At 68.7% G+C, this 17,073-nt stretch carries 13 protein-coding genes; 10 read left to right on the forward strand and 3 right to left on the reverse strand.

Annotation, left to right across the window (positions count from 1 at the left end; genetic code table 11):
- Positions 1–85: 85 nt before the first annotated feature.
- The 4 genes from A3CU_RS0113225 (at position 86) to A3CU_RS0113240 (ending at position 2,507) form a co-directional block, all read left to right on the forward strand.
- Positions 86–946, forward strand: a complete 861-nt coding sequence (locus A3CU_RS0113225; protein ID WP_245617046.1) for a PHP domain-containing protein — start codon at positions 86–88, stop codon at positions 944–946.
- A gap of 87 nt (positions 947–1,033) precedes the next feature.
- A complete protein-coding gene (locus A3CU_RS0113230) occupies positions 1,034–1,585 on the forward strand; it encodes a hypothetical protein (protein WP_027942695.1) in 552 nt (183 codons plus the stop codon).
- Entirely contained in the window at positions 1,582–2,205 is a 624-nt protein-coding gene (locus tag A3CU_RS0113235; protein ID WP_027942696.1) for a hypothetical protein, read from the forward strand. Before A3CU_RS0113230 ends, A3CU_RS0113235 begins: the two co-directional genes overlap by 4 nt.
- On the forward strand, positions 2,202–2,507 hold the full coding sequence (locus tag A3CU_RS0113240) for a transcriptional regulator (RefSeq protein WP_027942697.1): 306 nt from the start codon (positions 2,202–2,204) through the stop codon (positions 2,505–2,507). The genes A3CU_RS0113235 and A3CU_RS0113240 overlap by 4 nt, the downstream gene beginning before the upstream one ends.
- A 224-nt stretch (positions 2,508–2,731) precedes the next feature.
- On the opposite strand, the gene A3CU_RS0113245 is transcribed toward A3CU_RS0113240, so the two are convergent.
- A complete protein-coding gene (locus tag A3CU_RS0113245; protein ID WP_245617047.1) occupies positions 2,732–3,655 on the reverse strand; it encodes a phage baseplate protein in 924 nt (307 codons plus the stop codon).
- Positions 3,656–3,890: 235 nt separating this feature from the next.
- On the opposite strand from A3CU_RS0113245, the gene A3CU_RS0113250 reads away from it, so the two are divergent.
- The 6 genes from A3CU_RS0113250 to A3CU_RS55115 all read left to right on the forward strand — a co-directional run bounded on the left by A3CU_RS0113250 (position 3,891) and on the right by A3CU_RS55115 (position 14,684).
- Positions 3,891–4,718 (forward strand): crotonase/enoyl-CoA hydratase family protein, encoded by an 828-nt coding sequence (locus A3CU_RS0113250; protein WP_156960348.1) that lies wholly within the window; start codon positions 3,891–3,893, stop codon positions 4,716–4,718.
- A gap of 407 nt (positions 4,719–5,125) precedes the next feature.
- Complete coding sequence (gene eccD / locus A3CU_RS0113255) at positions 5,126–6,514, forward strand: type VII secretion integral membrane protein EccD (protein ID WP_027942700.1); 1,389 nt, start codon at positions 5,126–5,128, stop codon at positions 6,512–6,514.
- 7 nt (positions 6,515–6,521) lie between these two features.
- Positions 6,522–7,949: a type VII secretion protein EccB gene (gene eccB, locus A3CU_RS0113260; protein ID WP_027942701.1), complete on the forward strand. Its 1,428-nt coding sequence runs from the start codon at positions 6,522–6,524 to the stop codon at positions 7,947–7,949.
- A gap of 21 nt (positions 7,950–7,970) precedes the next feature.
- A complete protein-coding gene (locus tag A3CU_RS0113265; protein WP_027942702.1) occupies positions 7,971–11,930 on the forward strand; it encodes a type VII secretion protein EccC in 3,960 nt (1,319 codons plus the stop codon).
- 99 nt (positions 11,931–12,029) lie between these two features.
- Positions 12,030–12,494, forward strand: a complete 465-nt coding sequence (locus A3CU_RS0113270; protein ID WP_027942703.1) for a hypothetical protein — start codon at positions 12,030–12,032, stop codon at positions 12,492–12,494.
- Between the two features lie 27 nt (positions 12,495–12,521).
- Positions 12,522–14,684 carry a hypothetical protein gene (locus A3CU_RS55115; protein WP_027942704.1) on the forward strand — a complete coding sequence of 721 codons (2,163 nt, stop codon included), beginning with the start codon at positions 12,522–12,524 and terminating at the stop codon, positions 14,682–14,684.
- A gap of 91 nt (positions 14,685–14,775) precedes the next feature.
- Here A3CU_RS55115 and A3CU_RS0113280 read toward each other — a convergent pair whose 3' ends face one another.
- Positions 14,776–15,420: a hypothetical protein gene (locus tag A3CU_RS0113280; protein WP_027942705.1), complete on the reverse strand. Its 645-nt coding sequence runs from the start codon at positions 15,418–15,420 to the stop codon at positions 14,776–14,778.
- The gene (locus tag A3CU_RS0113285) at positions 15,414–16,916 is read right to left on the reverse strand and encodes a hypothetical protein (protein WP_027942706.1); all 1,503 of its coding nucleotides are present in this window, start codon (positions 16,914–16,916) and stop codon (positions 15,414–15,416) included. The genes A3CU_RS0113280 and A3CU_RS0113285 overlap by 7 nt, the downstream gene beginning before the upstream one ends.
- Between the last annotated feature and the right edge of the window lie 157 nt (positions 16,917–17,073).

A 17,073-nucleotide genomic window follows, 5' to 3' on the forward strand; every position in this document is an offset into this window, starting at 1 on the left:
TATATTGCGCATTCGTGAACCCCGATGGGACAGGCGTGCGCGCGTTGGTGAAGTGCTGCACAGCCAGCCGGCGAAGGTGCGGCAGGTGTGGATCGGTAGTGCTGTGGTGAGCCTGCCGCAGGATGGCCATGTTCATACCGAATGGTCATGGGACACCGTCACCGGCTCGATGATCGACTCTTGTCAACGGGCGATCGAGATCGGCCTGCCGTCGTTGGCGTTTACCGAGCACGCCGATCTCACGCCGTGGCTGATCCCCGAGCCTGTCCGGCCGCACCTGCCCGAGCACTTCCGGGTGCGGCTGCGGACCGACGGTGTGCTGGAACCGCCAGACCTCGACGTCGAAGGGTACTTCGCGGGTATTCAGGAATGCCGGGAGCGGTTCCCGGAACTGCGGATCCTGTCCGGCGTGGAAATGAGCGAGCCACATTGGCACCGCGACCGTGCCGACGCGTTGCTGGCGGCCCATGACTTCGAGCGCGTGCTCGGCTCCGTGCACTCGCTGCCGGAGGGTGGCCACCATTACGAGGTAAGCGTGCTCTCTATGTGGCCGGCAGCGGATGTCGTACGCGGCTATTTGGCGGAGGTGCTCGAACTCGTCGAGTCGACGGCGGATTTCGCCGTGCTCGCGCATATCGATTACGGTCTGCGCTCGTGGCCCGCCGACAAACCGTTCGCGGCGGCGGACTTCGAGGAGGAGTTCCGCACGGTGCTTCGCGCGCTTGCGGGCAGTGGACGGGTCCTGGAGGTCAACACGAAGGTGCCGCTGCCGCGCGAGATCGTGAGCTGGTGGTTCGAACTAGGCGGCGAGGCCGTCGCCTTCGGTAGTGACGCGCACGAGCCGGGACTTGTCGGTCATGGCTTCGCGCAGGCTGCGGCTCTCGTCGAATCCTGTGGCTTTCACCCTGGCCGAACGCCGCACGACTTCTGGAGCCGCCGACCCTGACAACGCCGGCCCATCGGACGAGGTAACCCACGTTTGACTTTGCGCCACAAAGTTAGGTAACTTTGCAGCGCAAAGTAAGGAGCCGACATGACGGTAACCATGGCCACAAGACAGGCGACGGCGCGAGACCTCTCGGTGAACGCAGCCGTCCTCGGGGTCGCAGCGACGGTATGGTTCGGCTGGGCACAGGAAGCACCACCGGAAGGCTGGTCGCTGCCACTCGGCATCGGGTCGGGAACAGGTGTGCTGATCGCGGTGCTCGCGGGAGTATCGGCGTGGCGGAGCTGGCAAAGTGGCTCGGCAATGGCAGACGCGTCCGGTCGGCGCACGTACAACTGGGCGGTCGGTGCCGAAGTAATAGCGATCGCGGTGGGCGTTGTCGCGCTGGCGTTGATCGGCCAGTCGGCATACCTCGCGCCGTGGATATTGTTAGTGGTGGGCACGCACTTCGTGCCCCTCGGTGACCTGTTCGCGATCCGAAGCCTGAAACTGGCAGGCGTTTTGCTGGCCGTGGTCTCGGCGGTCGCGGTGGTCGTCGGTCTGGTGTGGACGGTGACACCGAGCGCGGTGGCAGGTGGCGCCGGTGGTGTGATCCTCGTGGCCTTCGCGATCTGGGCACTACTGAAGGTCTGGCGATGACCCGGCCCGAGGATGACTTCGACACCAGCGCGGCTGCCGCGCTGATCCAACGCACTACCGACGATACCCAGCGCTCGCTGACGATTCAGGTCCCGCAGTTGTACGCGGGCTGGGGTGTCGCATGGCTGGTCGGCCTGTTCGTGATGTGGTTGTCGGTCCGCAACCAGGAGCCTTATAGTGGCCCTTCGGCAGCGCCCGTGATCCTGCTCAGCGTGTTGCTGGTCGCGGCACTGGCCGTCACGATGGTCACGATCGTCCGCGCGACCAGGGGGGTGCACGGACACTCGGCGACGCAAGGCAAGATCTTCGGCATCGCCTGGCCGATCGGGTTCGCCACACTGTACATAGTGGAGGGTGCGCTGGCGCACCAGGGCGCGGACAGCACGATGCTGGGCTTGGTCAGCGCGGCGGGCCCGCTGCTCGTGACGAGCATGATGTACCTGGCTGGGGCGGCGATCTGGCTGGACAAGGCGATGCTCACGATGGGTGTTTGGCTGGCGTTGGTGGTGGCAACGGGTGTCTGGACGGGCCCGATCACCGTACTGCTGGTGAATTCGCTGGCCGGTGGCGGCGGCTTCCTGGCAGTGGCAGGGTATCTCGCGTGGCGGAAGCGCAGATGACCGAGCTGGACCCCGTGATCCACGCGCCCACCAGGCTGCGCATCATGGCAGCACTGGCGGTCCTGGCGGAGGGAGACAGCTTGTCCTTCTCCCGCCTGCAACACATGTTGGACCTGACGCCGGGCAACCTGATCACGCACCTACGCAAACTGGACGAGGCCAACTACATCACCAGCGCCAAGACGAAAGGCAACGACGGCACCCGAACGTCGATCCACCTGACTCACACCGGCAGAGCGGCGTTTGAAAGCTACTCGGCAACGGTCCAAAAGCTACTGAACCCGACCCCGGACAAGACGTAACGATCATTGATTCAAGGTGGGGCGATCGGCTGCACCTACAGGTGCCGGTTCATACGTTTGACAACCACGCCCAGGTAGCACGGGACTGGTGATTATGCCGATATCGACGTGGTTATCGACGGAGCCACGGACGTTCGCTGGGTCGAACGCGCCAACTGTTCCTGCTGGTAAGGCGATAAAGGTGGTCTTCGGGAAGGACCCGAAGACCACCTTTCGTTTGATCGTCAGATCAGGACGTTCTTGTAGAAGATGTTGGCCAGCCGAGCCCCGGCGGTCGTCCCCGAGGCCATTCCGAGAAACAGCCGGGTTTCGCCGGCGACGGTGCGGTAGACCGCCATTCCCTCCGGCTCTCGGTAACTCAGGCTGCCGCCCGCGTTGGTGACCGCACGGGTGAAAGCGCCGGTGTTGAGGTTCAAACTGCTGACGTGTGCGTTACCCGGCGGAGGGTTGGTGCCGCTGTAGGCGTCCCCGTCGAGCATGTACACATACTCGCCGTAGACCGCGTAGCCCTGAAATGTGCCCAAGCCCGATGGTTGGGCAATGTCGGCGAGCCGATTGCTGTAGTTGCCGGCGCGCACGTCGGCGATGGTGTAGGCGGCAAAACGGAAAGCGCCGCCGGTGCGGTAGCGCATCACCAGTCGTTGGTTGACCGGGTCGGTCGCGCAGGTGACCGTGTCCACCCCGGCGATCGGCAGGTGTTTGTTCAGCACCGGCGAGGTGTGGTCGAGCGTCGTGCCGCTGGTGAAGGGAAACCGGGCCAGCCGGGTGCCGCGGGCATTGACGGAATCGACTTCGGTCCAGAGGTAGGAGGTCGATCCGACCGGCTCGACACCGATGGACACGCCGTGGCCGAACCCGTTGAGGAACATGTGACCGATCTGGTTGCCGGCGAAATCGAGTTGCGTGATGCACAGATCGCCGGCGGCGTCGGAACCGCTGCCGTTTCTTAACTGTGCCACGAACAACCGACGGTTCACGTTGTCGAAGGTGAAGGACTGCATCACGGTACCCTGGTACAACGACTTGCCCCGGAACAGATCATATGACGGCTGCGTGAGGTCGAAGCGCTGCGAAGACGGCACACTGGCCGATGCCGTACCGATTCCCACGCTACCGGCCACCGCCGCGGCGGCCAAACCGCTGCCCATCGCAAGCACTCCACGGCGGGTTACGCGTCGCTGCTGCGACATCATTGCTCCCTTCTGCGGAAAACCCTCAAAGCTTCGGTTTACCGGCCTGGTCTGGTCCATGGCACCGTAGTGGCCCACCGGTCCACGGGGTGTTAGGTCGCGGCTGCACGGCACTGTACTTGCATCGCATCATATTGATGCAAGTATGGTTGTATCAGAACAAAGGCGCGGTCGATGCGGAGAGGAGCCCGGGATGGCGAGCGAGGTCCGTGGTGAAAAGGCGGTGAACGAGCCCGTTCTCGTCTCCAAGCGGGACGGCGTCACCGTGCTGACCCTGAATCGTCCGGAATCGCGCAACGCTCTTTCCGACGATGTGGTCGACGCCGTCGAGGATGCGGTGCACGCGATCAATGCCGATCTCGGCGTTCGGGCCGTCATCCTCACCGGGGCCGGCAGTGTCTTCAGTTCGGGCGGCAACGTCAAGGACATGCGCCAGCGGCAGGGCATGTTCCAGGGCAGCCCGGCCGAAATCCGGGAGGGCTACCGGCGAGGAATCCAGCGTATCCCCCGTGCCCTGTACCACTGCGAGGTTCCGACCATCGCCGCGGTCAACGGCCCGGCCATCGGTGCCGGTCTCGATCTTGCCCTCATGTGTGACATCAGGATCGCTTCGACGGCCGCGACGTTCGCCGAAAGCTTCCTCAAGCTGGGCATCGTGCCGGGAGACGGCGGAGCGTGGTTTCTTCCCCGCGTGGTCGGGCTTTCCCGCGCTTGCACCATGACCTTCACCGCCGAGGCCATCGACGCCGCGACGGCGGAGCAGTGGGGCCTGGTGTCTCACACGACTGAACCCGGCGATCTGCTCGACGCCGCCCACGATCTCGCCCGGCGCATTGCGACGCACCCGCCACATGCCCTGCGGATGACCAAGCGGCTTCTGCGCGAAGGTCAGCACCAAAGCCTGGAGAGCACACTGGAGCTTTCCGCGGCGCTGCAAGCCCTGGCTCACCACACCGGTGATCACCAGGAGGCCATCGAAGCCATGTTCGGCAAGCGGCCCCCGCGTTTCACTGGGAAATGACCGTTTCGCCCCAATCTGCCGTATTTGATCAACTATTCGCCATCACCGGGGCGTCGGATTGACGAACCCAGCGAGCGCTCGGGCCTGGGCCGGGGCACGGGCACTCGCCGGGTCCACAAAGGAGTTCCGAAAAGCCTTGGTCATCCGGAAAACTCCTTCGACGCGGTGAGGCCGACTGGGTCGGCTCCAACACGCCGGCGGTCGCTATGGCCGCGGAAACCATGATGCAGCAGCGGGCTCACCGATCGCTGTCACCGGCACGGCCCGGCCTCACCAAACGCTCACCGATTCGGATCGGCACCGAAATTCACCGCCGTGGTGGCCGAAGATAACGGCAGCCTGGGTGAACGGACCGCGCCGGGACGCGCGGTGCCCGGGCGATCCCGGGTGGAGGCAGGAGGTGCTGGATGGTCAGAAGTATCGGCCTTGGGCTGGCGCGCGTCACCGTGGTTGCGCCGCACAGTCGCATCGACGTCGCGTTGCCCGAGCACGTTCTCGTCGCCGAACTCATGCCGGGCCTGCTGCGTCACGCGGGTGACGAACTGGCCGACACCGGTCAGCGGCACAGCGGCTGGGTGTTGCGGCGCGACGACGGGACCGGGCTGGAGGCCGGCCGTACGCTGGCCGCACAGAACGTGCTCGACGGCACCACGCTCTACCTGGCCCCCCGCCGGACGGACTGGCCTGAGCCCGAGTTCGACGACCTGGTCGACTCCATCTCGGTGGCGGCGCGGCGCAATGCGCGGGCGTGGTCAGCCGCCGCCAGCCGGGCCTTCGGGCTCGGTGCCTCGGCGACCTTCCTCGCCGCCCTGCTGATCCTGCTGATGCTGGCCGGGCCCCCGTGGACGACGTCAGGCGTGATCGCGCTTTCGGTTTCTGGGGCATTGTTGCTGGCCGGCGTACTGCTCGCCCGCACGATGTCCGATGTGGACGCCGGGACGATGCTCGCGGCGGCCGCGCTGCCCCTTGGCGGGGTGGGCGCGATGTTGGCCTCGGCCGGTCCGCTTCCGCTGGCCGGGTTCGGCGCTGCGCAACTGCTCGCGTTCTGCGGCGGCCTGCTCGCGGTCGGCGTCACCGCGGATCTGGGCGTCGCGAGTGAACGGCCGCTGTTCGTGGCGGCAACGGTGATGGCCGTCTTCGGCGGCTTCGCGGCCTTGCTCACGGTCGCGGGGCTGACCGCCGCCGGTGCGGCGGCCGTGCTGGCCGGCGTGATCGTGGTGTTCACCCCGGCGGTGCCGCTGATCGGCATGCGGCTGGGCAAGCTGCCCACCCCGAACCTGCCGATGTCCGCCGAAGACCTGCGCAAGGATGATGACCTGCCCAAGGCGGAGTTCGTGCACGCTCGCGTGGTCCGCTCGGACCAGCTCGTTTCCGGAATCCTGCTGGGCGCGAGCGTGGTGCTGGTGGGTTGTCAGCTGGAACTGGCGATGGACCCGACGATCGGGTCCACCATCCTGGTCGCGCTGGTGGCGGCCGGCACCGTCCTGCGTGCCCGGATCTATCCCACCTTCCGGCATCGGTTGCCGCTGCTGCTGGCCGGGCTCGCGGGAGCCGTGACACTCGGCATCACCGCGCTACGGCTGCCGCCCGGCTGGATGCTCGGAATGGGCACCGCCGGGGCGACGGCGCTGGCCCTACTGTCCTTTGTGGCCGGGCTCGTACTGAGCCGGCGCAAGACCACGCCGTCGATGGGCCGGTGGGGGGACGTCGCCGAATCGGTGTGTGTCCTGGCGATCGTGCCGGTGGCCTGCGGCGTGCTGGGTGTCTACGGCCAGATCCGCGGACTGGCCGGGTGAGGGACCAATGCTCACCCGCCGGGACCAGGTGCAGTCCTACCAATTCCTGATCCAGCGTGTCACGTCCGCGCTCACCATGCGCGAAACCGACCCGCTCACGCCGCCGTTTCGCCGCTTCGTGATCACCGGTTTCGGAAGCATCGTGGTGGCCTGCATCGTGATGGCCGTCGCGGGGATCTACGGCCTGCTCAACCCCGGTGGGAACGAAAGCTGGCGCACCGGTGACCAAGTCATCCTCGAACGCGAGACCGGGGCGCTGTACGTGTTTCGTGACAGCCGGCTGTACCGGGCGGCCAACTACGCTTCTGCCCTGCTCCTGCTCGGCAAGAACGCGGGGACCATCGACGTGAGCCGGAATTCGCTGCTCGGCGTGCCACGCGGACCGGAGGTCGGCATCGCCGGTGCGCCGAACGGGCTGCCGCAACCGGAAAACCTTCTCCACGGCCCGTGGTCGCTGTGCTCCCGCCGGGTCACCGACACCAACGGGGCGCACCTGGCCAGCACGGTCCTGATCGTCGGCGATACCGCTCCCGGCCGTTCCCTCGCCGGTGAAGAGGGTTTCCTGGCGGACAACATCGAAACCGGCGACGAGTACCTCGTCGTGAACGGGTACCGCCACAAGATCACCGACTCCCGCGCGGCCAAGGTCGGGCTGGCGCTCAACCAGGAGCCACTCGTCCAGGTCGGCTCCGCGTGGCTGGACGCGCTGCCGGCCGGGGTGGACCTCGCCCCGATGCCGATTCCCGGCCGGGGCGGCCCGTCGGCGTTTCCCGGGGCGCTGGTCGGACAGGTCATGGTCGTGCGCACGGTCGGCGGCCCGCCCCAGTACTACGTCGCCCTGGCCGAGGGATTGCGGCCGGTCAGCGAGGTCGAGTCCGCTCTGCTGTTCGCTTCCCAGGACACCGCGGCCGCCTATCCGGGCGGGATGCCGGCCGGCCCGCGCGAGATCGACCCGGCACAGGCGGCCGCGATGACCCTGCCCGCCGCGCCCGAATCGGGACCGGAGCAACTGCCTCGGACCCGGCCGCGCATGTCGGGGCTGGCCGCACCGGACGCGGTGGTGTGCGGCTCGTTCCAAGGCGTCCAGTCACCCGCTCCTGCCACGATCGCCCTGGGCGCCGCGCTGCCGGTGTCCGACAGCGATCTGGTGACCGCGCGCCGGACCCGGGCGGGAACGTCGCTGGCGGACCGAATCCTGATCGCGCCGGGCAGCGGTGCGCTGGTCGAGTCGATGCAGGGCACGGAGGGGCCGGGCACCGTCCAGCTCATCACCGAGCAGGGCGTGCGTTACCCGTTGGCGTCACGGGACGTGGTGGGAATGCTCGGCTACTCCCCGTCGGACGTCGTTTCGCTGCCGGCCGCCCTGGTCGCTCGCGTTCCCGAAGGGGCCGCGCTGGACCCGGCGGCGGCCGGCACGGTGCTGTTGCAGAACTAGCTGGTTGACAAGGAGACCGTCGTGGCCATCGTCGTGGTGAGGCGTCCGGTGCGGACCCCGGCGCCCGAACTGCCGACGGGCGAGCTGATCCTCGAGCCGCCGCCGGAGATCCCCCCGCCCGGGGGGCGACGGCTCAGCCAGACGCTGATGATGCTGCCGATGCTCGCCGGTTCCGCCGGGATGGCGCTGATGTTCGCCGGCGGCCGGGGTGGCGCGCTGACCTACGTCGCGGGCGGCATGTACGGGATCGCCGGCGTCGGCATGATCGGCATGTCGGTGTTCGCCAACGCGGGGCAGCCGACCAAGCAGGAGATGGCCAACAACCGCCGCGCCTACCTGCGACACCTCGGTGTGCAGCGGCAGCGCGCGCGGGAGGTGATCCGGCGCCAGCGGGAAACCCTGTCCTACCGGCACCCGGATCCGGATACATTGTGGACGGTCGTGGCGAGCCATCGCCTGTGGGAGCGGCGTCCCACCGACCTCGACTTCAGTGTGGTGCGCATCGGGCTGGGCCCGCAGGATCTGGCGACCCCGCTGGTGCCGCCCAAGACCGAGGATGTCGGCAAGCTGGAACCGGTGTGCGCGGCCGCGCTGCGGCGGTTCATCCGGACCTACGCGGTCGTGCCGGACCTGCCGATCGCGATGGCACTCAACGGATTCGCGCGGGTCTACCTGCACGGTGACCCGGATCGCGCCAGGGCCGTGGCGCGGGCGCTCGTGGCGCAGGCGGCGGCCTTCCACTCGCCCGACGACCTGCTGGTCGCGGTCGGCGCGGCACCGGAGAACCGGGACGTTTGGGAGTGGGTCAAGTGGCTGCCGCACGGGCTGCACCCGGAGCGGCGCGACCGGCTCGGCAACCTGCGGATGGTGGCGCCGACGGTGGCTTCGCTGGAGGTGATGCTGGACAGCCTGCTGACGAACCGGCCCCGGTTCGACCCGACCGACCCCGCCCCGCAGCTGACCGGGCCGCATCTGATCGTGATCGTGGACGGCGCCGAAACCGCCGGCTCGGACCACCTCATGACCGACACCGGGCTGGAAGGGGTCACGCTGATCAACCTGAGCACCCCACCGCCCACCGTCCTGGACCGCTCCAGCATCGCGTTGGAGGTCACCGCGGACGGCCGGCTGCGCAGCCGGACCCTGGACGGGGAGAACGATCTCGGCGTGGGCGACCAGTTGGACGTCGGCACCGCGGAGGCATTGGCCCGGCAGCTCGCGCCGCTCCGCCTGGTCGCCACGTCCCGCGGTGACCAGCCGCTCACCGCGGACCTCGGCCTGGCCGAGTTGCTGGAGTTGGGCGACCCGTACGAGTTCGACCCCGTCACCGGGTGGGGACCGCGGCCGGCGCGGGCGCGCCTGCGGGTGCCGTTCGGAATCACGCCGGACGGCACGTCGGTGGACCTCGACCTCAAGGAGTCGGCACAGGAGGGGATGGGGCCGCACGGGCTGCTGATCGGCGCGACCGGGTCCGGGAAGAGCGAGCTGCTGCGCACCCTGGTCCTGGCGCTGGCGGTCACGCACAATCCGGAGACGCTGAACCTCGTGCTGGTCGACTTCAAGGGCGGGGCCACCTTCACCAAGCTCGACCGGTTGCCGCACACCAGCGCGGTGATCACCAACCTGGCCGACGAGCTGCCGCTGGTGGACCGGATGACCGACGCGCTCAACGGGGAGATCATGCGCCGCCAGGAGTTGCTGCGCGTGGCCGGGAACTACACGTCGTTGTGGGAGTACGACAAGGCGCGTGCGTCAGGGGCCGCGTTGCCTGTGGTGCCGAGCCTGCTGGTCATCGTCGACGAGTTCAGCGAGCTGCTGTCCGCCAAGCCGGACTTCATCGACATGTTCGTCCAAATAGGACGAGTGGGCCGCTCGCTCGGTGTGCACCTGCTCCTGGCCTCCCAGCACCTGGAGGAGGGGCGGTTGCGCGGGCTGGACAACCACCTGTCGTACCGGATCGGGCTGCGCACCTTCTCCGCGGTGGAAAGCCGGGTGGTGCTGGGTTCACCGGACGCGTACGAGTTGCCCCGTGCGCCGGGTAACGGTTTTCTGAAGTACGGCACCGAGCCGATGAACCGGTTCCGCGCGGCGTACGTGTCCGGCGTCCACCGCCGGCACGGGTCCGGGCTCGACGCGGACGGTCCGGGTGACGGCGCGGGTGTGCTGCCTTTCTCCACGTACTACGTCGCGCCGAAGGTGGAGAAGACGGGTGAGGACGACTCCTCGCGCGACGACGAGGCGGTGGGGGAAACGCTGCTGGACATCCTGGTGGACCGCATGGAAGGCAAGGGAACGCCCGCGCACCAGGTGTGGTTGCCGCCGCTGGCGGAACCGCCCACTTTGGACGGTTTCCTCGGCCCGCTGGCCGCCGACTCGCGGCGTGGTTTCGGCAGCGGCAACGAGCGGCTGTGGGGCGCGCTGCGGGCCCGGATCGGCGTGATCGACCGGCCGTTCGAGCAGCGGCGGGACATCCTCGAGCTCGACCTGTCCGGCGGCGCCGGGCACGTCGCCGTGGTCGGCGGACCGCAAAGCGGCAAGAGCAACGCCGTGCGTTCGCTGATCTGCAGCCTCGCCCTGAGCCACACGCCGCAAGAGGCACAGTTCTACTGTCTCGACTTCGGCGGCGGCTCGCTGCGCGGCCTGCGTGACCTCCCGCATGTCGGCGGGGTCGCCGGCCGGCTGGATGTCGAGTTGGTGCGGCGCACCATCGCCGAGGTGCGGACCGTGCTCGACCAGCGGGAGCGAACCTTCGCCAAGCACTCCGTGCCGAGCATCGCGGACTACCGGCGAGCCAAGCGGGACGGCCAATTCACCGACGACCCGTTCGGTGACGTGTTCCTGGTCGTCGATGGCTGGGCCACGGTCCGCAACCACTTCGACGAACTGGACCAGACCATAACCGACATCGCTGCGCGTGGTCTCAACTACGGGGTGCACGTGGTCGTCGCCGCGACCAGCTGGATGGAGCTACGGCAGTCCATCCGGGACATTCTGGGCACCAGGGTGGAGCTGCGGCTCGGTGACCCGAACGACTCCTACCTCGGGCGGCGCGCGGCGAACAACGTGCCGGACGGGGTGCCGGGGCGCGGCATCACGCCGGAACGGTTGCACATGCTCACCGCGTTGCCCCGGATCGACGGCCGGCCGGGCACGGACGATCTCGCCGAAGGTGTGGCCGATCTGGTGGCGCGGGTCGGGCAGTCGTGGACCGGCCGTCCCGCACCCAGGGTGCGCCTGCTCCCGTCCAGTGTGGACTATCCGGAGATCCGGCAACCGGAGGGTCCGCACCGGTTCGCGGTCGGCCTCGCCGAAAGCGATCTGCAGCCGGTGACCCTCGATTTCACGGCCGATCCGCATTTCCTGCTGCTCGGCGACACCGAGTCGGGCAAAACGGCGTTCCTGCGCGCGCTTGCGACCGGAATCGCCGATCGCTGCACACCGGAGCAGGCGAGGATCATCCTCGTCGACTACCGGCGTGGCCTGCTCGGCGCCGTGCGGACCGACCACCTGATCGCCTACGGCACCTCCGCCGCGTCCACCGAGAGCGCACTGGCCGAGGCGGCCGCGGTGATGGAGTCACGGCTGCCCGGCCCCGACGTGACCCAGGACCAGTTGCTTTCCCGGAGCTGGTGGACCGGCCCGGATCTGTACGTGCTGGTCGACGACTACGACCTGGTCGCCGGCGCGGAAACCAATCCGCTGTTGCCGTTGCTGCAATTCCTGGCCCAGGGCCGCGATGTCGGGCTGCACCTGGTGGTCACGCGCCGTACCGGTGGCGCGGACCGTGCCTTCTTCGACCCGGTGCTCGGCCGACTGCGAGAACTCGGCACGCCCGGAATCCTGCTTTCCGGCGACCGCAACGAGGGGCCGCTGCTCGGCAACACCAAACCAATGCCGTTGCCGCCGGGCCGGGGCATTCTGGTCACCCGCCGGACCGGCACCGAACTGGTACAACTCGCCTGGGTGCCGCCGCGCCGCTGACCCCCTTGGCTCCGCATCGCCGGGCCGGTATCATCACGACAGTTCTTTGTCGGGCGCCGCGGGCCACGGTGCGGAGATTCGCTCTCGAAGGAGTACGCCGTGGCCGGAACTCACGTCGATCCCGAGTCGCTCCAGGAATTCAGCCGGAAGGTTTACGGTTTCGCCGGTGACCTCGCTCATTCGCGTGCTTACGGAACCAGCGCGGCGACCGCGGCGAACGGGGTCATCGGCCAGTACGGATACCACCTCACCGGCCAGGCACCGATCTACGAGGGCGGCGGAACGATACCCGCGCTGCCCGAAGCCGTCGAGTTCTGGAAGAACCACGCGAAGATGGTCAACCTGCTCAACAATTTCAAGAACAAGGTGGAAATGTCGGTCCAGGCGATATCGGCCGCCGCCGGCGCGGCTGCCGGCCTCTACGACCACACCGATCGCGTGAGCGGAAAGCAGATCATGAACTCGGCGTTCGTCCCCCAGCCAGGGCAGGGTCAGCATGCCCCGAAGGGGACACTGCAACACCTCTGGGATCTCCAGCAGAAAAAGCATGGCGGACAGGGCTGACCGCGGACACGTTACTGAGGATCGACAATGGGTGTACCCGGCGATGTCAACGCCGCCTCCTTCGAGGACCTCCAACAGTACGTCGCCACGGAGAACAGTGGCGTGACGCTCGCTGCCATGCGCATGTGGCAGGACGCGGTTCGCGCCTTCAACAGCCTGCACGGCGATCTCACCGGAGCTGAGCAGCATTACCTGAGCCAGCCTTCCTGGCGGGGTGAGGCCGGCGACGTGTTCCGCGGGAAGGTGCTCGAGACCAGGAATTCGCTTGCCCTGTTCCAGGGCGATGTGTTCGTCCAGCAACTGGACCTGCTCGCGTCCAAACAGGACTGGGCGAAACAGAAGATGGCCGAGTTGCAGGCGCAGTGGAACCAGCGGATGGCGCAGGCCAGCGAGTCGAACGTCGCGGGCATGATCGGGGCCCTGTACGGGAAGTCTTCGGCTCCTGGGACCCAGACCTACACGATCTCCGTGGACGGTCATTCGTTTCCGGTGCATATCACCCACAGCGACGGGCAGGACACCCCCGCGCAACAAGCCCAGGGCAGGGCCGGTGAGACCCAGGCACAGGCGCATGAGATCGCCCAGGCGGCCCAGCAGATGATCCGGGACGAGTTGACCAAACAGGCCAGGGCCACGATGGGGCAGCTGGCGACGGCGTATATCGACGCGAGCGTCAAGACCTCCGCGGCGGCGTCGACGTTGAACTTCCACGGACCGCTCAACGCCATGGCCAGCGGGCTGCCCGGGCCGGGCCTCAGTCCCGGTGGCCCGCCGCCAGGCGCCGGTCCCGGCGGGGGATGGCCATCAGGCGCGGTCAACTCCGGCGGCGGCCAGGGCGGTGGTCAAGGCGGTGGTCAGGGCGGCGGATGGCCGTCGGGGGCGGTCAATCCCGGGGGCGGTCAGGGCGGCGGCCAAGGTGGTGGTGGCCAGGGTGGGGCGGGGAACAACCCAGGTGGTGGAGCGGGGCAGTCCTGGCCGGCTGGAGCGGTGCAACCCAACGGTAATCAGGCACCGCAAGGTGGCGACCCGGGTCAGAATCCCGGCCTGGGCCAGAATCCTGGGCAGGGCCAGAATCCTGGCCAGACGTGGCCACCGGGCGCGGTCGATCCCAACGGCGGCCCCGCCACCAGCGGCAACCCGGGCGCCGGCGGAAACCCTGGCGGCTGGCCTGCCGGTGCGATAGCGCCCAGCGGCCTGGCCGTAAGCGCCGCTGGTTTGCGTGGCGGCGGCGCCGCACTCGCGAGGGGATGGCCCCAAGGAGCCGTCGATGCCTTGCGCGCCAACGGCTTGAGTCCGGCCTCGGAGAACAACGTGCTCGGCGGTGCCCGAGGTGCCACCGGCGCCGCAGGCGCCACCAGTGCCACTGGCGCCACCGGCGCTACCGGCGCGACTGCGACACCGGGCAAGGGCACGACGATGACCGGCGCCGGACTCGCCGAGGAAGGCTCCGCTATGAGCCCGCCGGTCGCGCCGAGTCAGCTGGCGAAGGGGACGCGAGGAGCAAAGTCCACTGTAGAATCGTCGCGATCGGGTGCGCTGGCGCCCGCGGCGGAACCGCCGCCAATGCTCGGTGGACGCCGTGACGCCGGTAAGCGGCACGAGCGTCGAGGCAACGGCAGGCCGGTGAGAATCGGCGCCAAGCACAGCGAACAACCGGGTGAGGTCGTCGCGCCACGGATCGCCGGCCGTACCGGAGACGCCGCCGTTGCCGCGTTGCGCACGCACGACCTGCCCGGCTCGCCCGCCGATTTCTTCAGTGGCACGACGCATGAACCGGAACCGTCCCTGCGTGGCCACCTCGGAAAGCCGGTCGAGGCCGCTGGGGCGCATGGTGGCGCCAGCATCGTCTCCCACGGCCATCCCGCCGCAGACCTGTCTACTGCGGATGGCTCGTCGCCTGGCGGCACCGACCTGGCCGGGCGTACGCGCCCGGCTGACGCCAAGATCCACCTGGTGCTTCCTGCCGGTGACGACGACACCAAGATCACCGGACGCGTGGCGGGGTATCTTCCCGTGGTACCCGACACCACCTTGCGCCGCCAGCGCGGTAACCAGCAGCCGGTGAAGGTCGAACAGCCGGACGAGGAGAACTGGACGACCGACAGTGGCGGGAAAGCGGTTGTCGACACCCCCGCCACCCCGGAGACCGAACGCACCCCAAGCCCGGCACTGGGCCGGGTCGAGGGGTAACGGTCCGGCCGGGTCCCATGTTCCGGCGCGCCTGCGCATACGCAGCCTCGCGTACGCCCAGGCTCGAACGGCGCCCTCAGAACCAAGTGCCTCAGGAGGTCTGGAAGGGATCTCCGATCAGGTGTCGCTCCACCATGGTCGGGGTCAGCCGGACCCATTGCACGTTCCGGCGGTGCACGACCGCCACGAATCCTTCCGGAATCGTGGAAAACGAGGAAGCGACGCTCTCCGGAAGGTTCAGCGCGTTCGCGAGCAGCGTCGCCTGACCGTCCGGCCGTGCCTGCACCAGCACCAGGTCGGCCCGGCCGAGTGGCTCCGCGTCCGCCGGTTCGATGTCCTGGCGCACGGATAGCACGGTCGACCACGGTCGAAGCGATGGGTTCGCCTCGATCGGCCCGGACGAGACGTTGTCGACGAGCAGCAGTTCCGGGCGCGGCCGAGCCCCCGGCTCGCCGCGCTGTTGGGTGAGGACGGTCCACCGCGTGGGGACCGGAGAGCGTATCGACAGGTGCGCGCCGAGCGCGAGCGCCCGGAAGCCGAGCAGCTGCGCGAACCGCAGCGACCCGATCACTACGACGTGCGTCGGAGCGGGCCGGAAGGCTTCCACGGCGACCGGCCTGCCCCGCTGGTCCGGACCGAGTACCAGGCCGGTTTGCACGGCGGGAAACCGGAACCGGTCCATGTCCTTACGGGTGGCCCGGATCAGGGCGAACGGGCTTCCGGTACGGGTCAGCATGGCGCGAAACCTCCGAGCGGGAGCGCTCCGACCAGCGCGGTGGCCTGGCATCCCGGCAACTTGCCCAGCTTCGCGTTGTACCGGGCGACCGCCTCGATCGCCCAGTCCGTCGCGGAGTCCAGCGTTTTCGCGTTCTCCGCGGTGAAGTCGACGGCGAACTCGATCTCGAAGCCATCGTCCGCGCGCCGGGCGGCCATCCCGATCGTGGTCGCCGCCACCGGCACCGACACCAGCGTGCTGATCAACGATTCGGTGTCGGCGTCGCTCATGCCGGTCAGGTGCAGTGTCCGGTGCGGCCGGCCCGCCGCTTCCCAGCGGTTCCACCGCTCATGCGCTACCGGGGCCGGTGTGTCCGTCGGTGTGCCGTAGGTGGCGGTGGGCTGCGCGGACAGGGTGGTGATCGAGCCGATGACCGGCAGGATTTCGTTGGCTCCCAGTGGAACCAGCGGAGCCCCCTCCTTGTTCATCCGGCGCAGCAGCCGGCGGGTCACGTTGGCCAGCGTTTGACGCAGTGCGTCGTCGGCGAACCAGGCGGCGTCGCGCTGCACCTGAACCGCGAGCCACACCGACTGCCGTATCGGGACCCGATTGGCCGCGAGCTGCCAGTAGGACAGGCGCACGTCGGTATCCGGGGTGGGGGTGGTGAGCGCCGGTACCGCACGGAGCACCAGTTGTGCGGTGACGGCCGGACCATCCAGTTCGGACTGTGGCAGCAGCGCGGCCAGCGAGGGCGGTTCCGGCTTGGCCGGCCTGAACAGCGCGGTGATCCCGCCGGTGTGCGTGATGACGCCGATCTCGGTGTCACCGACCGAAAGCGTGTCCACCCGCGCACCGGGCGACATGGCGTCCAGAAAGGCTTGAGCCGGTGCGAGATCGGTGGCGGCATGGTGGGTGCGGCGGTGGGCGAGGAAGCGCACCAGCGTGAAAAACCATTGGTACAGCCAGCGTTCCCGCCAGCGCACGGCGGTCAGTACCAGCAATACGGCGGCCGCGGCGATGGCCGTGGCCAGCACCGGCAACGATTCGTTGCGGGCGGCGGCGACCGTTGCCAGGGCGACCTGCCAGCAGGCCACTTGAATGATGAGCGCGAGCCGGCCGCCGAGCTGGGTGTGCCTGGCGAGCCGGTGTGGTGAGCCGGGCCGGTGCGCGGCCGGCGAGGCGGTGGCGGGCGCGGGAGCCTGCTGCCACGGCGGCGGCGGTGGTGCGTCCGGCACCACCGCTGCCTGCGCCTGAGCGACGGCGACGCTCGTTGCCTGGGCGGTGGCCAGTGAACCGGCCTCACGCGCCGCCTGGGGGGCGGCCGCCCGGTGCAGCAGAACCTCTGGGGCGTGGGCGCTGCTGGGCGCGGGAGCTCGGACGATCGCCGGTTCTGCCGTCCGGGTGTCCGGGGACCCGGTCTGGGCGAATACCGGCTCGGTGGTACGGGCGGCGGCTTCTTCGGGCTTCGCCGGTTCCGGGCGGGCCACCGCGGCGTTGCCACTTTGGGAAGCGGTCACGGCCTCTCCTTCGCGGGTTTGCGCGCGACCGCGATCGTGTCGACGGGGCGCACCACACTGCCTCGCATGCTCGCATGCCTTCCATACGTTGGAGAAGATCGGTGGCCCGCGCCCAGTTTAGGGTTGATCGCACTTGAGAGCCAGTGGGTGCGTGGTT

This window comes from Amycolatopsis taiwanensis DSM 45107, from assembly GCF_000519205.1.
Taxonomy (GTDB): Bacteria; Actinomycetota; Actinomycetes; order Mycobacteriales; family Pseudonocardiaceae; genus Amycolatopsis_E; species Amycolatopsis_E taiwanensis.